The sequence below is a fragment of the Streptomyces sp. NPDC051561 genome (genome assembly GCF_044454195.1).
In the GTDB taxonomy this organism is placed as follows: domain Bacteria; phylum Actinomycetota; class Actinomycetes; order Streptomycetales; family Streptomycetaceae; genus Streptomyces.
The window spans coordinates 62,885-79,708 of sequence record NZ_JBITDM010000019.1; the positions used below are offsets into that span (position 1 = coordinate 62,885).

The following is a 16,824-nucleotide window of genomic DNA, read 5'->3' on the forward strand; positions in this document are numbered from 1 at the left end:
GGGACTGTCAGTCCTGGCCCGTATTCTCTGTGACCATGCTCGATGACCAGACGACAGCGGCAGCAACGTGGCCGACCGCCTACCCGAAGGGGTACGCGGTCGTCGACGTGGAGACCACCGGCCTCTCGCGCGACGACCGGATAATCTCCGCCGCCGTCTACCGGCTCGACGCGCACGGTGACGTCGTCGACCACTGGTACACCCTGGTGAACCCCGAGCGGGACCCGGGCCCGACCTGGATCCACGGGCTGACCAGCGAAGTCCTCGAAGGCGCGCCGCTGTTCCCGCAGATCGTGGGCGAGCTTTCGGCGCGCCTCGACGGGCGGGTGCTGGTCGCGCACAACGCGATGTTCGACTGGTCGATGCTGGCGCGGGAGTACGCGAGGGCCGGGCACACCGCCCCGGTCCAGCAGCGGCTGTGCACCATCGCGCTGGCCAAGGAACTGGCACTGCCGCTCCCCAACCACAAGCTGGCCTCGCTGGCCGCGCACTTCGGCGTCGTACAGCAGCAGGCGCACCACGCGCTGGACGATGCCCGGGTGCTCGCCGAGGCGTTCCGCCCGAGTCTGCACGCGGCGGCGCAGGGCCAGGTGCGGCTGCCGCTCCTGGAGTGCCGGCCGCTGACCGAGTGGTCGGACACTCCCGCCACGCCCCGGATCGGCTACCAGGCCTCGTACGGCGGCGGGCCGGGCGGGGGCAGCCCGGCGAGCTGGCGCCCCTCGCGCAAACGTCCCGCCTGCCCGTACCCCAACCCGGGCCGCTACCGGGCGGACCAGCCGCTGATGCAGGGGATGCGGGTGGCGTTCTCCGGCGACACCTCCGTCGACCGCGACCTCCTGGAGGACCGCACGGTCGAGGCGGGGCTGCATGTCGCGTCGAGTGTGTCGCGCCTCACCAGCGTGCTGGTCACCAACGACCCGGACTCGGCGACCTCCAAGACGCTGAAGGCCAAGTCCTTCGGTACGCCGGTCATCGACGAGGCCGCGTACACACATCTGCTCCGCGACGTGGCACCCGCACCGTCGGACGGGTGACGGCCGGGCGTGCCCTGCACGCCCCGCTCCGTCCCGCACTGCACCCTGTGGCGCATGGCACGATGCGAGGTTTGCGGAAACGACTACGGCATGTCCTTCGAGGTGCACGCGCAGGGCGCGGTGCACGTCTTCGACTGCTTCTCCTGCGCCATCCACCGGATGGCCCCGATCTGCGAGCACTGCCGGTGCCGCATCATCGGCCAGGGCGTCGAGGTCGAGGGCCAGTGGTACTGCGGTGCGCACTGCTCCCGCGCGGAGGGCAAGGTGGGCATCGTCGACAAGGTCTGAGCCCCTCCTCCCTCACCCCTCTGCTCCTCCCCCCACCACTCCGTCGGCCGACCCCCGTCGGGCAACCCGCCCAACGGGGGTCTTTCCACGCCAGGTACCGTCAAAGCGTGTACCGCTTCCTGTTGTCCCGGCAGTGGGTGATCCTCACCCTTCTGGTTCTCGTTCTCGTGCCCACCATGGTCGAGCTCGGCTACTGGCAGCTCCACCGCCACGAGCACAAGGTCGCCCAGAACCAGCTGATCGCCGACAACGTCGAGGCCGCACCCAAGCCGGTGGGCGAGCTGACCTCGCCCGGCCACACCGTCCCGCGCGCCGACTACTGGCGCACCGCGACCGCGACCGGCACCTTCGACACCGCGCACGAGGTCGTCGTACGCCGCCGGACCTCCACCGACGACCAGGTCGGCTTCCACGTCCTGACCCCCTTCGACCTCACGGGCGGCGGCACCGTCCTGGTCAACCGGGGCTGGGTCCCGTTCGGCGCCGACCAGCAGTCCTTCCCGCACATCTCCGCCCCGCCCAAGGGCGAAGTGACCGTCACCGGCCGCCTCAAGGCCGACGAGACCACCTCCGGCAGCGGCATCAAGGACCTCGAAGGCCTCCCGCCCCGCCACGTGATGCTCATCAACAGCGACCAGCAGTCCAAGCTCCTCGGCCACCCGGTCCTCGGCGGCTACCTCGAACTGACCGCTCCCACCCCGGTCGGCGGCAGCCCCGAACTGATCGCCGAGCCGGACTCGGAATCCATCGGCCCCCACATGGCCTACGCCATCCAGTGGTGGCTGTTCGCCGCCGCGGTCCCGGTCGGCTGGCTGGTCCTGGTACGCCGCGAAAAGCGCGACCGCGACACCGCGGCCGAGGCCGCCGAAGCCCCGGCCACGGAAAGCACCCCCGCCCCGTCCGCCGTCTGACCGCCCGCCGGTCCGGCGTTACCCCCTCCGGCCCGACCGGCTCATGAGGACGCGGGCCGCCAGGCCCGTGCCTGGACACCGGCCCGCCCCACCCCACTCCCGGCAAACGGCCCCGCTTAACCCAACCCCCCGGAGGGAACACGCTCCTGCGTGACCCAACGCATCGAGGACTACGCGCTCATCGGGGACCTCCAGACCGCGGCCCTGGTCGGCCGCAACGGCTCCCTCGACTGGCTCTGCCTGCCCCGCTTCGACTCCGCCGCCTGCTTCGCCTCCCTCCTCGGCAACGAGGACAACGGCCACTGGCGGCTCGCCCCCGAGGGCGCCGACACCTGCGCCTCCCGCTCCTACGTGGGCGATTCCCTCGTCCTGGAGTCCGTGTGGGAGACCCGCTCCGGCACCGGCTCCGGCGGCTCGGTCAAGGTCACCGACTTCATGCCGCAGCGAGACCAGGCCCCGGACGTGGTGCGGATCGTGGAGGGCCTGACCGGCGAGGTCACCATGAACTCCACCCTCCGCCTGCGCTTCGACTACGGAAACATCGTCCCGTGGGTACGCCACACCGACGGCCACCGGGTCGCCGTCGCGGGCCCCGACGCCGTCTGGCTGCGCACCGAGTCCAAGCCCTCGTCCGTCAAGGTCAAGACCTGGGGCCAGCAGTACAGCACCCGCTCCTCCTTCACCGTCCGCGCGGGCGAGCAGGTCGCCTTCGTCCTCACCTGGCACCCCTCCCACGAGCCGCGCCCGGACCTCATCGACCCGTACGAGGCCCTCGAACACAGTCTGGAGGACTGGGAGCAGTGGTCGGACAGTTGCGTCTACGCGGGGCCCTACCAGGACGCCGTCCGCCGCTCCCTGATCACCCTCAAGGCCCTCACCTACGCCCCCACCGGCGGTATCGTCGCCGCCCCCACCACCTCCCTCCCCGAGGAGATCGGCGGCGTCCGCAACTGGGACTACCGCTACTGCTGGCTGCGCGACTCCACCCTCACCCTCGGCTCGCTGCTCGCCGCGGGATACCTCGACGAAGCCGCCGACTGGCGTGACTGGCTGCTGCGCGCGGTGGCCGGCGACCCCGCCGACCTCAAGATCATGTACGGGTTGGCGGGCGAGCGGCGCCTCCCCGAGACGGAACTGCCCTGGCTGAGCGGGTACGAGGGCTCCGCCCCGGTCCGTATCGGCAATGTGGCCGCCGACCAGCTCCAGCTCGACGTCTACGGCGAGGTCATCGACTCCCTCTACGTCGCCCGCAAGTCCGGCCTCGACGCCCAGCCGCACGCCTGGAACCTCCAGCTCAGCCTGCTCGGCTTCCTGGAGTCCATGTGGCGCGAGCCCGACGACGGCCTGTGGGAAGTACGCGGCCCGCGCCGCCACTTCGTGCACTCCAAGGTGATGGCCTGGGTCGCCGCCGACCGTGCGGTCCGCACCCTGGAGGAGAACCCCTCCCTGCCGGGCGACGCGGACCGCTGGCGCGCCATGCGCGACGAGGTCCACCGCGAGGTCTGTGAGAAGGGCTACGACCCCGAACGCAACACCTTCACCCAGTCCTACGGCTCCACCGAACTCGACGCCGCCACCCTCCTCATCCCCCAGGTCGGCTTCCTCCCGCCGGACGACCCCCGTGTCGTCGGAACGGTCGAAGCGGTACGCAGCGAGCTCGGCCGGGACGGCGGCTTCATCCGCCGCTACAGCGCCGACGAGACCGCCGCCGGCAACCGGGTGGACGGCCTCCCCGGCGGCGAGGGTGCCTTCCTGGTCTGCTCCTTCTGGCTCGCCGACGCCCTCCTGCTGACCGGCCGCGTCAAGGAGGCCCGCGAACTCTTCGAAAGGCTGCTCGCCCTGCGTAACGACGTCGGCCTGCTGGCCGAGGAGTACGACCCGGTGGCGCGCCGCCAACTGGGCAACTTCCCGCAGGCGTTCAGCCACATCGGTCTGGTGGGGACGGCACTGGCGCTGGCGCGGGAGGAGGCCCGGGAGACGGCCGACGGCGCCGAGGGTGCAGGATAGCGCCATGGATCTTGGACTGAAGGACCGTGTGTACGTCGTCACCGGAGCGAGCCGGGGCCTCGGCTTCGCCTCCGCGCGCGAGCTGACGGCGGACGGCGCGAAGGTACTGCTGACCGCCCGCGACGAGAAGGCGCTGGCGGACGCCGCCGCGGAACTCGGCCCCAACGCCGAGCCGTTCGCGGCGGACAACTCCGACCCGGAAACCGCGGAACGCCTGATCGCCGAGGCCCGCGCCCGTTTCGGCCGCTTCGACGGCATCCTCATCAGCGTGGGCGGCCCGGCGGCGGGCGGCGCCGCCGACAACACGGACGCCCAGTGGCGGGACGCCTTCGAATCCGTCTTCCTGGGTGCGGTACGCCTGGCCCGCACCGCCGCCGCCCACCTCACCGAGGGCGGCGTGATCGGCTTCGTACTCTCCGGCTCGGTCCACGAGCCCATCGCCGGTCTGACCATCTCCAACGGTCTGCGCCCGGGCCTGGCCGGCTTCGCCAAGTCCCTCTCCGACGAACTCGGCCCGCGCGGCATCCGCGTCGTCGGCCTGCTCCCGGCGCGCATCGACACCGACCGCGTCCGCTCCCTCGACGGCCTCTCCCCCGATCCGGCCGCCGCCCGCGCCCACAACGAATCCCTCATCCCGCTGCGCCGCTACGGCACCCCGGAGGAATTCGGCCGCACCGCCGCCTTCCTGCTGTCCCCCGCGGCGTCCTACCTGACCGGCACGATGCTGCCGGTCGACGGCGGCGCCCGGCACGGCTTCTGACCGGGACGGGGGAGCGGGCGCGCCCGCTCCCCCGTCCCGGTTGCGCCCGCTCCCGGCCGCTATCCCCCGTTCACTTCACCCGTCCCACGCTTCCGGCCGCCCGCCGCACCCGTACCTCCACCGGCAGCCGTGCCAGCCGTACCGACTCCCTGGCCCGCGCCACCGCTCCCCGGGCGACCTCCGCGACCAGCTCAGCGGGAGCCGTCGAGGCGTTCACGGTCAGGGCGACATCCGCCCGGGGCCCGTCCTGACGGCCCCGCAGAGCGACCTCGGCCCGTTCGACACCGGGCATCGCTCCGGCCTCATCGCCCAGCACCCGCTCCAGCGCCCTCCCTCGCAGCAGCACCGTCCCCTCGTCCCCACCCGTCACCCGCACCGTGCCCAGCCGACCCCGCCGCAGCTGCGCCAGCAGCCACCACAGCACCAGCAGCACCGTCACCGCCAGGGCGGCGACCACTGCCGGCCACCACCACCCCTCGTCCCGCCACCGCGTCCGGTCCGCCGCGCTCAGCAGCACGTCGTCGGGGCCCGCGAAGAGCCACCACGACGGCAGCGACACTCCCAGCCCCGCCAGCAGTGCCGACCCACCCAGCACCAGCAGCACCACCCCCGCCAACCCCACCAGCACCCTGTTCACCGTCTTCAGCACAGCCCACTCACCACTTCCACCACTGCCCGCCCCCGCCACCCGTTCACCGCTTCCCACCGGCCTGAGCCCGCTCCACGCGCACCGCCAGCCCCGGCTCGCGAGCCAGCCCCAGGTCCTCGATCCCGGCCCGCATCGCCTCCCCCAACTCCTCGCGCACATCGGCGAGTTCACGGAAGTGCGAGACCGCCCGCACGGTCACCCGGCCCCGCCCGACCCGCACCCTGGCGCCCTGCACCCCGGGCACCGCCATCGCCCGGTCGCGCAGCACCTGCGCCGCCGCACCGCGCTCCAGCCCGGCCCGTACATCCGGCTCGGCGTCGTCCACCCGCATGGGCAGCAGGGACCGCAGCCCCGGTGTCACCGCGAGCACCACCAGCCACAGCCCCAGCGCCACCGCGAGGCCCGCGCCGACCTTCACCCACACCTGGTCCAGCGGCCGTTCGGCCAGCGCCTGGGCGAGTTCACGGCGCCAGCGCCCCGCGGGCTGCCCGGACCGCACCGCCACCACGTCGTACAGCAGCAGCCCCGCTCCTCCGAGCAGCACCGCGGCGACGAGCCCGGCCGGAATCCGCCGCGCGGACCAGAACCGCCGCCGGTCCGGGGCGGCGGACCGCTCCCCGCTCCCGGACTCCCGTTCCGCCCCCAGCGTGGGCACCTGCTCGCTCACCGCGTCCTCCCGCTCTTCGCGGCCGCCCGGTGCAGCCGTTCGACGAACACCGTCACCTCGGGAACCGTCATACCCGCCAATTCCCTTACCCTGGAGGCGACTTGATGACGCACCGACTCGCACTGCGCGGCGATGTCCGAGGGGTATCCGAGTTCGACACCGACCCGCACCCGCGCCGAGTCCCTGCTGACGGTCACCTCGGCGTGCGGCTCCGCGCAGCCTTCCGGCGGTGCGTCGAGCGCCTCGCGGGCCGCCCGGGCGGCGATCTTCGCGACCACCCCGTCCGCGATCCGCAGCGATCCCCGCTCACCGGCCGGCACGGCCGAGGGAAGGGTCACGGACCCTCTCGCCCCGGATCCCACCGCCCCGGCGGCCACCACCGGGGTCACCGCGGCCGGGGCCTGGACCGGGGCCCGTCGTCGCGGTCCCGCCCGCGCTCACGCGTCCGGAAGAAGTCACCGGGATCCAGATCGCCTTCGAGGTAGCGGCCGACCATGAACCCGATCAGGCCCAGTGCCGCGACGATCACGAACGCCCCGAACCCGCCGAAGTACCCGGCGAACCCGAGCGCGATACCGACCCCGAGGCCCACCACGGAGAGACTCATCGAACCGCCCTCGCTTTCGTGCATCCTGTGCGTCCGAAGTCTGCGAACGAGGCGCCTTGCGGGCCCACCCGCCAGGAAGTGCTCACTGGAGCCTCTGCTCCGGCTCGTCCTCTTCCTCGTCGGGCAGCTTCACATCGCCGACCGCGATGTTGACCTCGACGACCTCCAGGCCGGTCATCCGCTCCACGGCCGAGACCACGTTCTCCCGCACCGCCTTCGCCACCTCGGCGATCGAGACGCCGTACTCGACGACGATGTCCAGGTCGAGGGCCGTCTGCACCTCGCCGACCTCGGCCTTCACCCCCCGGCTCACCGATTTGGTACTGCCTCCCGGCACCCGGTCGCGCACCGCGCCGAAGGTGCGGGAGAGGCCGCCGCCCATCGCATGGACGCCGACCACATCGCGGGCCGCGAGCCCTGCGATCTTCTCGACCACACCGTCGGCGATGGTGGTACGGCCCCGGGTGGCCGGATCGCCGCCGCCGAGCCGCTGCCCGGTGCTCGCGCCGGACGCCGAGGCGCCACGCCCGCCACCGGAGGGTTCCTTCTCCATGCCACCGGAGCGTATGGAGTTCTGTCGTTCGGTGTCAGTCATCGCCGTTCGTCCCTTTCCGGAGGGTTACGCGGTACTGGACTCCGTTGCCACATTAAGTCTGATTGCCCGATATCGCGCCGTGGATGCGGCAGGCTGACCGCATGGCATCGACGACACCCGACGACGGTTGGACACAGGCGGTACGGCAGCGGCTGGGCCTCGGCAGACTGCTGCCGCTGGGCGGCCCGGCGGATGGCGCCTGGCTCGCGGAACGCGCGGCGGACACCGTGCTCCGGCTGGCCGGCAAGGGGGTCGAGGGCGCGGCCCTGGGGACTCTCAGAGTGGGCCCGGCCGACCCGGACGCGGTGCACGGCTCCCCCGCCGTACCCGCGCCGCCCGGCTCGCTGCCGCCCGGGCCGCTGTGCGTACGGGCGGAGTTCGAGGCCTCGCCCCGGGAGCCCATCCCGTACACGGCACGACGGCTGCGCGCCGCACTGCACGCGGCGGCCACCGACCGGCTGGGCCTGGTGGTGGCGGAGGTCGATCTGCGGGTGACGGGGCTGCTCGGCGACGTACGGGAGCACGCGCCCGACGACGAACGCGACGACGTACCGGAGAATCCTCGCCCGGCTGGTCCACCCGGGCGACGGGACGGGGACTCGGCCCTGGAAGGCACGGCCGCCGCCGTCGCCGCGGAGGTCCCCGGCGTGACCCGGCTGACCACCGTGCTCGGCGCTCGTCCGGTGCACTACGACAGCGCGGCGCCCCCCGGCCCGCACCTCCGGGTGGAAGTGGCGGTGGCCGGGGAGCGCCGTGCGCTCGATGTGGCCCTGGCGGTGCGCGCGGCGGTCGCGGACGCGGTGCCCGGGCGCCCGTCGGTGGCCGTACTGGTCACCGAGGTGGCCGGGTAGGGCGTTCGCCCCGGCCCAGGTTGTGCAGAGCGTTCGCTCAGGAACTAGTCGGAGAGCCCCGCGAGGTCGCGCAGCCGACGGCCCTGCGCGGCCCGCTCGGCGGTGCGCTGCTCGTCGTACGTACGGTCGGACACGCGCTGGAGCAGGGCCTTGGTCTCGATGACCGCGTCACGCGGCGCGGCGAGCAGGGCAGCGGTCAAGTCGCGCACGGCGCCGTCGAGTTCCGCGGCCGGTACGACGAGGTTGGCCAGACCGGTGCGCTCGGCCTCCGCCGCGTGGACGAAGCGGCCCGTGGCGCAGATCTCCAGCGCGCGGGCGTAGCCGACGAGGCCCACGAGGGGGTGGGTGCCGGTGAGGTCGGGCACCAGACCGAGGCTGGTCTCGCGCATGGCGAACTGCACGTCCTCGGCGACGACCCGCAGGTCGCAGGCGAGGGCGAGCTGGAAGCCGGCTCCGATGGCATGGCCCTGGACTGCGGCGATGCTGATCAGGTCCGGGCGCCGCCACCAGGTGAAAGCCTCCTGGTACGCGGCGATTTCCGCGTCGAGGTCCGCTTCGGAACCCCGCGCGAGATCGAGGAAGGACGGCTCACCGTCGAAGCCCTCAGGAGTGAACGCCTGCCGGTCGAGTCCCGCGGAGAAGGATTTGCCCTCTCCACGCAGCACGACCACCCGGACATTCCCGGGCAAAGCCTTCCCGGCCTCCGTCAACGCCCGCCACAGAGCGGGAGATTGGGCGTTGCGCTTGGCCGGGTTGGCCAGGGTCACCGTGGCTACGGCGTCCTCGACGGTGAGTTGCACGCCGTCCTTGTCGAGTACGGGGTCGAGCGAAGCCATGGGGTGCCTCCGGGTCGGTTGCGAATGCCGTCACCAGCTAAGTGACTGCACAGTAACCACCCGGTCGGCCGCACGAACGACCGCCCCATGCTTGAACCCGTAAAACAAAAATGAACTGAACCGCGACGGTCAGGCCGAGGCCTTCTTGCCACGCGTCGCCCCGCCGCGTCCCCGCAGCGTGACTCCGGATTCACTGAGCATCCGGTGGACGAATCCATAGGAGCGCCCAGTCGATTCGGCCAACGCCCGGATACTCGCACCGGAGTCGTACTGCTTCTTCAGGTCTGCCGCGAGCTTGTCGCGCGCGGCGCCGGTTACCCGGCTGCCCTTCTTCAGAGTCTCGGCCACCCGTGCCTCCTCAAGGAAGTGCGCTCTGGACTTCTCATGATCACCCCTTCCCGGCTTCCTGGCCACCCATTCGGCAAGGTCCGTACAACAAGGTTCGCCGCGGAGGAAGTCACAACCGGGCCCGGAGTTTCATATTCCGCGTGTCCTTCGCCATACCGGAATCCGGTGACTCCCGGGAATGGGCAGGTCAGCGCCGTTAAACGATCACGGAAACGACGGAGGCCCACCCCTGTGCAGGGCGGGCCTCCGGTTGTCCTGTGACGCGCCGGAGTACGAGAGGCACTCACTCAGATGAAGGATCACGCGTAGGCCGAATGATCCAGTCCAAGTGGATCAGGCGGCGGACCGGGAGGGGCAGCTGCCGGGGCCACGGCCTGGGTCTTTGCCGATCGGGTATGCCAGGGCCATGGGATCCGGGGTCACGGGACCCCTGGGGCCCCGTGACAAGCACCCTGACAACAGGCCGGTCGGGCCGGGTCAGGCCAGCGAGACCAGGTCGGCGTAGTCCGGGCCCCACAGGTCCTCGACGCCGTCGGGGAGCAGGATGATCCGCTCCGGCTCCAGCGCGTGGACGGCGCCCTCGTCGTGCGTGACGAGGATGACGGCGCCCTTGTAGGTGCGCAGCGCGCCGAGGATCTCCTCGCGGCTGGCCGGGTCGAGGTTGTTGGTCGGTTCGTCGAGGAGCAGCACGTTGGCGGAGGAGACGACCAGGGTGGCCAGCGCGAGACGGGTCTTCTCGCCGCCGGAGAGGACTCCGGCCGGCTTGTCGACGTCGTCGCCGGAGAAGAGGAACGAGCCGAGCGTCTTGCGCACCTCGACCAGGTCCAGGTCGGGGGCGGAGGAGCGCATGTTCTCCAGGACGGTGCGCTCCGGATCGAGCGTCTCGTGCTCCTGCGCGTAGTAGCCCATCTTCAGGCCGTGGCCCTCGATGACCTGTCCGGTGTCGGGCTTCTCGGTGCCCGCGAGCAGGCGCAGCAGGGTCGTCTTGCCGGCGCCGTTGAGGCCGAGGATGACCACCCGGGAGCCCTTGTCGACGGCGAGGTCGACATCGGTGAAGATCTCCAGCGAGCCGTACGACTTGGACAGGCCCTCCGCCATCAGTGGGGTCTTGCCGCACGGGGCGGGGTCCGGGAAGCGCAGCTTGGCGACCTTGTCGGAGACGCGGACCGCCTCCAGGCCCGCCAGCAGGCGGTCGGCGCGCTTGGCCATGTTCTGGGCGGCGACGGTCTTGGTGGCCTTGGCGCGCATCTTGTCGGCCTGCGAGTGGAGGACCTTGGCCGTCTTCTCGGCGTTCTGCCGTTCGCGCTTGCGGCGCTTCTCGTCGGCCTCGCGTTGCTGCTGGTAGAGCTTCCAGCCCATGTTGTAGACGTCGATCTGGGTGCGGTTGGCGTCCAGGTAGAAGACCTTGTTGACGACCGTCTCGACCAGTTCGACATCGTGGGAGATCACGATGAAGCCGCCGCGGTAGGACTTGAGGTACTCGCGGAGCCAGACGATGGAGTCGGCGTCCAGGTGGTTGGTGGGCTCGTCGAGGAGCAGGGTGTCGGCGTCCGAGAAGAGGATGCGGGCCAGCTCGACGCGGCGGCGCTGACCGCCGGAGAGGGTGTGCAGGGGCTGTCCGAGCACCCGGTCGGGCAGGCTGAGCGCGGCGGCGATGGTGGCTGCCTCGGCCTCGGCGGCGTACCCGCCCTTGGTGAGGAACTCCGTCTCCAGACGCTCGTACTTCCGCATCGCCTTCTCGCGGGTGGCGCCCTGACCGCTGGCCATGCGCTCCTCGTTCTCGCGCATCTTGCGCAGCACCTCGTCGAGGCCGCGGGCGGAGAGGATGCGGTTCTTGGCGAGGATGTCGAGGTCGCCGGTGCGGGGGTCCTGCGGGAGGTAGCCCACCTCGCCGGAGCGGCTGATGGTGCCTCCGGCCGGGGAGCCTTCACCCGCGAGGCACTTGGTGAGGGTGGTCTTTCCCGCGCCGTTGCGGCCGACGAGGCCGATGCGGTCGCCCTTGGCGATGCGGAAGGACGCGTTCTCGATGAGGATGCGGGCGCCGGCGCGCAGCTCGATGCCGGAGGCGGTGATCACGGAAGTACTCCTGTGCGGGTGGGACGGCGGAAGTGTGACGGTGGGCGGACTGCTGCTTCGACGCCGCTAATGCGCAAGGAGACGAGCCATGGATTCAGTCTAACGGGCGCTCGCAAGCCGGTTTCAGGCTCTCAGAGCCTGCGGGCGGCCGACGGCCCGTTGCCCAGCGGATCGCGGTCCGGGGCGACCCAGCCGAGCGCGTCGACGGCGATCAGCTGGTCGGTCCAGGAAGCGGGCTCGGTGCAGGGCTGTGCGATCAGCAGGGTGTACGAGGCGCCCGTGGCGCGACGCACCGTCCCCGGGGCGGCGAACGCGCACCCGGGCCTGGCCGGCAGCAGCCAGCGGAGGTCGCCGTCGGCGGTGCGGTAGGCGGCGATGTGGTGCGGGGTGACGACGGCGAGCATGGCGGCGGCCGGGTCGAGGGGCTGCAGGACGCCGGCGGCCCGGCCGTCGAAGCCGGGGATGGCGCGGTGCCAGCGGACCTGGCGGCCGTCCGCGCGGGCGGTGTCGGTGATGAGGCCGTCGCTCCACAGGGTGAAGGCGTGGCCGGGCGCGGGGTGGACGGCGAGTGGCCGGTGCCCCGTGCGGGTGTAGGCCCAGCGGGTACGTCCGTCTGCCCGGTCGTACGCCTCGACGGCGGCGGCCCGCACCCGCAGCGGGGGGTCGGGGGTGGCGCCGGGCGCGCGGGTGATGAGGCGGTCGCCGTACGGGGCGGGGCGTGCCTGGTGGGCGGCGGTGAGCAGAGGGACGGCGAGGGCTGCGGCGAGGACGGGGAGCAGCAGGCGGGCCGGGCGGGGCAGGCGGCGGGACATGCAGCGGAACGTATCGGCGCGGGAGTGATGGAGGGGCCGGGAGCCGGGGCGACACGGCCAGGTGACGTAGGGCCGGTCCTCCGTTCGGCGGTATCCCCTCGGAGGCAGGCAAAGGGCGTAATGGGATGAATGGGCTGATACTCGGCGCAAGGCGGTGGATCCCCGTCGCAGACATCTCCAGCAGAGGGTGGGTGTGGCCCCGTGCAGTTCGACGACGACGCCAATCTGGACAGCTCGGAGGTCCGGGACGTCCGCGGCAGCCGCGTTCCCGGCGGAAAGGCCACGATCGGCGGAGGCATCGTCGGCTTCATCGCGCTGATCATGGGCGTGCTGTTCGGGGTCGGTCCGGAGCAGCTGGGGCTCTCCTCCGGCGAGGAGGAGCCGGCCTCCGCCGCGTCCTCGCAGGCCCAGGTGCAGCAGACCTGCAAGACGGGCCGGGACGCGAACACCAAGGAGGACTGCCGGATTCTCGGTGTGGTCAACAGCGTGCAGGACTTCTGGCGGCAGGAGTTCACCCGGCGGGGCGCGACGTACGGGGACGCGAAGACGGTGTTCTTCACCAACCGGGTCGGTACGGCGTGCGGCGCGGCCACCTCCGCGGTGGGCCCTTTCTACTGCCCCGGCGACCGGCAGGTCTATCTGGACCTGGGGTTCTTCAACGAGCTGCGGACCAAGTTCGGGTCCAGCGGCGGTCCGTTCGCGCAGGCGTACGTGGTGGCGCACGAGTACGGGCACCACATCCAGAACACGATGGGCACCCTCGCCAAGTCGCAGGACGGCCGGCAGGGCGCCAACAGCAACGCGGTGCGCGTCGAGCTCCAGGCGGACTGCTACGCCGGGGTGTGGGCCAGGCACGCGACCCGTACACCGGACGAGAAGACCGGCAGGCCGCTGATCACGCAGCTGACCGACGAGGACATCAAGGACGGGCTCAGCGCGGCGGCGGCGGTCGGCGACGACCGGATCCAGGAGAAGTTCCAGGGCCGGGTCACCCCGGAGTCCTGGACGCACGGGTCGGCGGCGCAGCGGCAGCAGTGGTTCTACAACGGCTTCAAGTCGGGCGACATGGCACAGTGCAACACCTTCCGGTAGGCAGCTTCCGATTCCGAGCCGCTCGGATGCCCTCCGGGCGGCCGGTTGTCAGTGGTGGGTGCCAGACTGAGACGCACGTCACACCAACCGGTGCGACGGTCGATCGAGGGGGACCTCATGTCCGAGCCGGCACAGAGCGATGCAGCACAGAGCGATGTGACAAAGAGCGATGTGACACAGAGCGCTTTGGCGCAGATCAATCCGACCTTCCTGTACGCCGATGCCAGGGCCGCGATCCGGATGCTGAAGGAGGCGTTCGGCTTCCGTGAGGTCGTGGTGTACGAGGACGAGAACGACCCGTCGGTGGTGCACCACGCCGAGCTGGCGTACGGGAACGGCGTGGTGTTGCTCGGCTCCAAGGGCCGCCCGGGGCTCTATGCGCAGCTGATGGACGACAGCGGGCCGACAGGTGTCTATGTGGTCGTGGAGGACACCGACGCCCACTTCAAGAACGCCCAGGCGTACGGCCTGGAGGTGCTGATGCCGCCCACCGACCAGGACCACGGCTCGCGCGACTACATGGTCAGGGACGCCGAGAGGAACCTCTGGTGCTTCGGCACCTACCAGCCCGGCACCCCCTCCCCCGGGGCCGCCTGACCGGCGGCCACCGAGGGAGGGGGTGCGGCCGGTCAGGCTCCGCCGGTGTGCACCTGGAACGCGGCGCGGCGTACGGCCTTCGCGAGGGCCGGGTCCGGATGGGCGGCGGCGAGCGCGACCAGGACCTGCACGGTGCGGGGGTGACCGATGGCCCGGACCTCGTCGAGCAGGGCGGGGACGGTGCCCTGGAGCGCCGACTCCAGGTGGCGGACCAGGAGTTCGGCCTCGCCGTGGTCGGCGACCGCCGCGGCGGTGTCCACCCAGAGCCAGGTGGACTCCTCGCGGGTGAGCCGGTCGTGGGCTTCCTCGGAGTCGACGCCCTCGTGCTCGGCGAGCCAGAGCAGGGCGTACGGGCGCAGGGCGAGCTCGTCGGCGGCGGCCCGCACCTCGGACTCGGCGGGGGCGCCGACGACCCGGAGCGCCTCGAAGGCGAGGCCACGGAGCAGGGCGTCCTCGCCGCGGGCCACTTCGAGGAGTTCCAGGACGGCGGTGCCCACGGTGCGCGCGGCCAGCCAGGCCCGGTACTCGGCGCGGGCCGGGCCCGGGGTGAGCCGGGCGCAGCCGGCCAGCATGGCGTCGGCGGACTGTTCGATGTTCCCGGCGGGGCTCTGCGCGGCGACGCAGATCTGCTCCAGCTTGACCCAGACCGCCCAGCTGCCGAGGGGGGTCAGGGTCGCCTGGCCCTCGCCGAGGGTCAGCGCACCGACGGCGGCCAGGCCCGCCAGGGCCCAGTCGAGGAGGGAGGAGAGGGACGCGGGGACCGGGTGCGAGGCGGACTGGGCGGGGATGCCGTGCAGATGGGGCGGTACCTCGCAGCGCTCCTCGTGCAGTTCGGCGACGCGCTGTTCCAGCAGGTCGAGCAGGGCCGGTACCAGCACGGGGCCGGCCGAGAGCTGAAGGAGGGAGAGCACCTGGGGGACGGACTCCACGACCTCCGCGACGGTCACCGGGGTGATGCCGTCGGGCGCGGGGTGGACGATCGACCAGGCGTCGAAGAGTGCGACCCAGCCACGCAGCACGGCGGCGTCGTCGCGGTCCCAGGCGCGCAGGCGCCAGCCGGGGCGGGCGTTGGCGCCGTGGATCTCGACGAGACCGGCGAGGCGGGCGCGGTCCCAGCCCGCCCGAACCTGGGCCCCGGTCAGGCGCAGGGCTTCGGCGGCGCGTTCGGCGGAGGCGTCGGAGAGGGTGCCCGCCTGGCCGGGGCGGGGAGCGGCGCCGCGGGCGCGCTCGGTGTCGGCCCAGCGGGCGACACGGGCTGCGTCGGCGAGTACGGCCCTGGCGTGACGGGCCAGTTCCGCCTGGGCGGGGGTGCCCTCGGGGGGCCGGGGTGCCGGGCGGGTACGCCGGTTCGTCACGGCCCGGCGGGCTGTGGCGAGGGGTCGCGGGCGGACAAGTCGGAGCCTGGAGTCGCGCGGTGTACGGGACGTCACTGGGAGAGTGTCCCCGCTGACCGCCCGAAAGCCCAAACGGAACCTTGCGCACCGGAGTGTGGGACCTCCGCGCCCACCTCCATCAGGGGCTACATCAGGGGGGTGAGGAAGCGGCGCAGGGCTTCCTCGTAGGTGGCCGGGTCCGCGTTCCACATGGCGGCGTGGGAGGCGTCCGGGACCGTGTGGAGGGTGACCAGGTCCGGCCGCGCGTTGGCCAGGAGGCGGGACGGGCCCCAGGGGGCGACCGTGTCGCCGGGGCCGTGGAAGATCAGGGTCGGCACGCGCAGGGCGTCCGGGTCGGCGGCCTCGCGGAGCCGGTCGCCGACCAGGCCGGTGCTGCCCTGGGCCGCGCGGACCGCGAGCGGGAGGAGGGCCGCCGGGGTGCCCCGGGCCGAGGCCAGCGAGCGGAGCGTGGCTTCCCGGTCGAGCACCGGGGAGTCGAGGATCAGCCCGCGCACCAGGTGGCGGACGGCCGAGGAGGTCGCGGTGTGGAACGCCATCGCGGCGCCGGTGGACCAGCCGTGGAGGACGACCCGTTCGGCGCCCTGCCGCACCGCGTACCGGACCGCCGCGTCCAGGTCGCGCCATTCGGAGTCGCCGAGGTGGCTGAGACCGTCCGGGGAGCGGGGTGCGCCCTCGTCCCCCCGGTAGCCGAGGACGAGGACCGGGAGGCGGTGGCGGTGCAGGGCCTCAAGGACGTTGAGCGGGTGCGCGCGGGTGGCGCCGATGCCGTGCACGGCGATCACCCAGGTGGAGCGGCTGCCGGGCACGAACCAGGCGGGCAGCGCCCCCAGTTCGCCCAGCACGTCGACGTGGCTGAAGTCGAGGCCGAGTGCGGAGAGCGGGTCGCCGCTGTGGACGAAGGGGGTCAGCCGGACCTTGGCTCCCGGTTCGAGGGAGCCCCGGGTGACCCGTTCCAGCCGGCGTACGACCGTGTGGGCCTCGTGCGGGACTGCCTCCAGGACCGGGCCGACGACCGCGTGCACGCCGTCGCCCTCCAGCCCGTACATCCCGGGTCTGAGGGTGGCGAGGCCACGGGTCAGGGTGACCTGGCCGGGGGCCGTGGCGTGCACGGTGACCCGTGGGTCGCCCGTGGGCGGACGGCCGGGCGATGTCCTGAGTGCGGCATCGCCGGCGTACCGGGCGGCGGCGACCGCGGCCGCGCCGATGCCGATCAGTGTGGTGACGGCCGCTGCCGTCGCTTTAGCCGGGTGCACCGCTTCAGTGTCCGTACAGAGGGCCGGAACTGCCAGTGGGCGGGGGC

General features: G+C 72.4%; 19 protein-coding genes. 8 read left to right on the forward strand and 11 right to left on the reverse strand.

All coding sequences use genetic code 11. From position 1 onward, the window contains the following. Nucleotides 1-29: 29 nt before the first annotated feature. From ACIA73_RS31540 to ACIA73_RS31560, 5 genes are all read left to right on the forward strand, one after another. A complete protein-coding gene (locus ACIA73_RS31540) occupies nt 30-1,034 on the forward strand; it encodes a DEDDh family exonuclease (protein WP_399442281.1) in 1,005 nt (334 codons plus the stop codon). A 54-nt stretch (nt 1,035-1,088) separates the two neighbouring features. Beyond that, entirely contained in the window at nt 1,089-1,322 is a 234-nt protein-coding gene (locus ACIA73_RS31545; RefSeq protein WP_399442282.1) for a hypothetical protein, read from the forward strand. A gap of 107 nt (nt 1,323-1,429) precedes the next feature. After that, complete coding sequence (locus ACIA73_RS31550) at nt 1,430-2,233, forward strand: SURF1 family protein (protein WP_399442283.1); 804 nt, start codon at nt 1,430-1,432, stop codon at nt 2,231-2,233. A gap of 150 nt (nt 2,234-2,383) precedes the next feature. Then, nucleotides 2,384-4,240: a glycoside hydrolase family 15 protein gene (locus tag ACIA73_RS31555; RefSeq protein ID WP_399442284.1), complete on the forward strand. Its 1,857-nt coding sequence runs from the start codon at nt 2,384-2,386 to the stop codon at nt 4,238-4,240. Between the two features lie 4 nt (nt 4,241-4,244). Next, nucleotides 4,245-5,000, forward strand: coding sequence for an SDR family oxidoreductase (locus tag ACIA73_RS31560; RefSeq protein WP_399442285.1), 756 nt, complete (start codon nt 4,245-4,247; stop codon nt 4,998-5,000). Between the two features lie 70 nt (nt 5,001-5,070). Here ACIA73_RS31560 and amaP read toward each other — a convergent pair whose 3' ends face one another. The 5 genes from amaP to ACIA73_RS31585 form a co-directional block, all read right to left on the reverse strand. Then, nucleotides 5,071-5,649: an alkaline shock response membrane anchor protein AmaP gene (gene amaP / locus ACIA73_RS31565; RefSeq protein ID WP_399442286.1), complete on the reverse strand. Its 579-nt coding sequence runs from the start codon at nt 5,647-5,649 to the stop codon at nt 5,071-5,073. Between the two features lie 43 nt (nt 5,650-5,692). Continuing rightward, nucleotides 5,693-6,316, reverse strand: coding sequence for a DUF6286 domain-containing protein (locus tag ACIA73_RS31570; protein ID WP_399442287.1), 624 nt, complete (start codon nt 6,314-6,316; stop codon nt 5,693-5,695). After that, entirely contained in the window at nt 6,313-6,654 is a 342-nt protein-coding gene (locus tag ACIA73_RS31575) for an Asp23/Gls24 family envelope stress response protein (protein ID WP_399442288.1), read from the reverse strand. Before ACIA73_RS31575 ends, ACIA73_RS31570 begins: the two co-directional genes overlap by 4 nt. A gap of 47 nt (nt 6,655-6,701) precedes the next feature. After that, nucleotides 6,702-6,923, reverse strand: a complete 222-nt coding sequence (locus ACIA73_RS31580; protein ID WP_399442289.1) for a hypothetical protein — start codon at nt 6,921-6,923, stop codon at nt 6,702-6,704. Nucleotides 6,924-7,005: 82 nt separating this feature from the next. Continuing rightward, nucleotides 7,006-7,476 carry an Asp23/Gls24 family envelope stress response protein gene (locus ACIA73_RS31585; protein ID WP_399442290.1) on the reverse strand — a complete coding sequence of 157 codons (471 nt, stop codon included), beginning with the start codon at nt 7,474-7,476 and terminating at the stop codon, nt 7,006-7,008. A gap of 143 nt (nt 7,477-7,619) precedes the next feature. Here ACIA73_RS31585 and ACIA73_RS31590 point away from each other — a divergent pair, with 143 nt between their 5' ends. Then, entirely contained in the window at nt 7,620-8,369 is a 750-nt protein-coding gene (locus tag ACIA73_RS31590; RefSeq protein WP_399442291.1) for a nucleopolyhedrovirus P10 family protein, read from the forward strand. A 44-nt stretch (nt 8,370-8,413) separates the two neighbouring features. Here ACIA73_RS31590 and ACIA73_RS31595 read toward each other — a convergent pair whose 3' ends face one another. From ACIA73_RS31595 to ACIA73_RS31610, 4 genes are all read right to left on the reverse strand, one after another. Next, on the reverse strand, nt 8,414-9,205 hold the full coding sequence (locus ACIA73_RS31595) for an enoyl-CoA hydratase/isomerase family protein (protein WP_399442292.1): 792 nt from the start codon (nt 9,203-9,205) through the stop codon (nt 8,414-8,416). 129 nt (nt 9,206-9,334) lie between these two features. Continuing rightward, nucleotides 9,335-9,553, reverse strand: coding sequence for a helix-turn-helix domain-containing protein (locus tag ACIA73_RS31600; RefSeq protein ID WP_399442293.1), 219 nt, complete (start codon nt 9,551-9,553; stop codon nt 9,335-9,337). Between the two features lie 477 nt (nt 9,554-10,030). Continuing rightward, nucleotides 10,031-11,629, reverse strand: coding sequence for an ABC-F family ATP-binding cassette domain-containing protein (locus tag ACIA73_RS31605; RefSeq protein ID WP_399442294.1), 1,599 nt, complete (start codon nt 11,627-11,629; stop codon nt 10,031-10,033). Nucleotides 11,630-11,760: 131 nt separating this feature from the next. Further along, complete coding sequence (locus tag ACIA73_RS31610; protein ID WP_399442295.1) at nt 11,761-12,441, reverse strand: hypothetical protein; 681 nt, start codon at nt 12,439-12,441, stop codon at nt 11,761-11,763. A 201-nt stretch (nt 12,442-12,642) separates the two neighbouring features. Here ACIA73_RS31610 and ACIA73_RS31615 point away from each other — a divergent pair, with 201 nt between their 5' ends. After that, nucleotides 12,643-13,533, forward strand: coding sequence for a neutral zinc metallopeptidase (locus tag ACIA73_RS31615; RefSeq protein WP_399442296.1), 891 nt, complete (start codon nt 12,643-12,645; stop codon nt 13,531-13,533). A gap of 117 nt (nt 13,534-13,650) precedes the next feature. After that, nucleotides 13,651-14,130: a VOC family protein gene (locus tag ACIA73_RS31620; protein WP_399442298.1), complete on the forward strand. Its 480-nt coding sequence runs from the start codon at nt 13,651-13,653 to the stop codon at nt 14,128-14,130. 32 nt (nt 14,131-14,162) lie between these two features. On the opposite strand, the gene ACIA73_RS31625 is transcribed toward ACIA73_RS31620, so the two are convergent. Together ACIA73_RS31625 and ACIA73_RS31630 are read right to left on the reverse strand one after the other, a co-directional pair. Next, nucleotides 14,163-15,560 (reverse strand): hypothetical protein, encoded by a 1,398-nt coding sequence (locus ACIA73_RS31625; RefSeq protein WP_399442299.1) that lies wholly within the window; start codon nt 15,558-15,560, stop codon nt 14,163-14,165. Between the two features lie 89 nt (nt 15,561-15,649). Then, complete coding sequence (locus ACIA73_RS31630) at nt 15,650-16,777, reverse strand: alpha/beta hydrolase (protein ID WP_399442300.1); 1,128 nt, start codon at nt 16,775-16,777, stop codon at nt 15,650-15,652. Between the last annotated feature and the right edge of the window lie 47 nt (nt 16,778-16,824).

What these genes read in the sequence shown, in the direction of transcription:
- ACIA73_RS31545 (WP_399442282.1), top strand. Translation starts at nt 1,089, where the DNA reads ATGGCACGATGCGAGGTTTGCGGAAACGACTACGGCATGTCCTTCGAG.
- ACIA73_RS31560 (WP_399442285.1), top strand. Translation starts at nt 4,245, where the DNA reads ATGGATCTTGGACTGAAGGACCGTGTGTACGTCGTCACCGGAGCGAGC.
- ACIA73_RS31580 (WP_399442289.1), bottom strand. Translation starts at nt 6,923, where the DNA reads ATGAGTCTCTCCGTGGTGGGCCTCGGGGTCGGTATCGCGCTCGGGTTC.
- ACIA73_RS31585 (WP_399442290.1), bottom strand. Translation starts at nt 7,476, where the DNA reads ATGGAGAAGGAACCCTCCGGTGGCGGGCGTGGCGCCTCGGCGTCCGGC.
- ACIA73_RS31590 (WP_399442291.1), top strand. Translation starts at nt 7,620, where the DNA reads ATGGCATCGACGACACCCGACGACGGTTGGACACAGGCGGTACGGCAG.
- ACIA73_RS31595 (WP_399442292.1), bottom strand. Translation starts at nt 9,205, where the DNA reads ATGGCTTCGCTCGACCCCGTACTCGACAAGGACGGCGTGCAACTCACC.
- ACIA73_RS31610 (WP_399442295.1), bottom strand. Translation starts at nt 12,441, where the DNA reads ATGTCCCGCCGCCTGCCCCGCCCGGCCCGCCTGCTGCTCCCCGTCCTC.
- ACIA73_RS31620 (WP_399442298.1), top strand. Translation starts at nt 13,651, where the DNA reads ATGTCCGAGCCGGCACAGAGCGATGCAGCACAGAGCGATGTGACAAAG.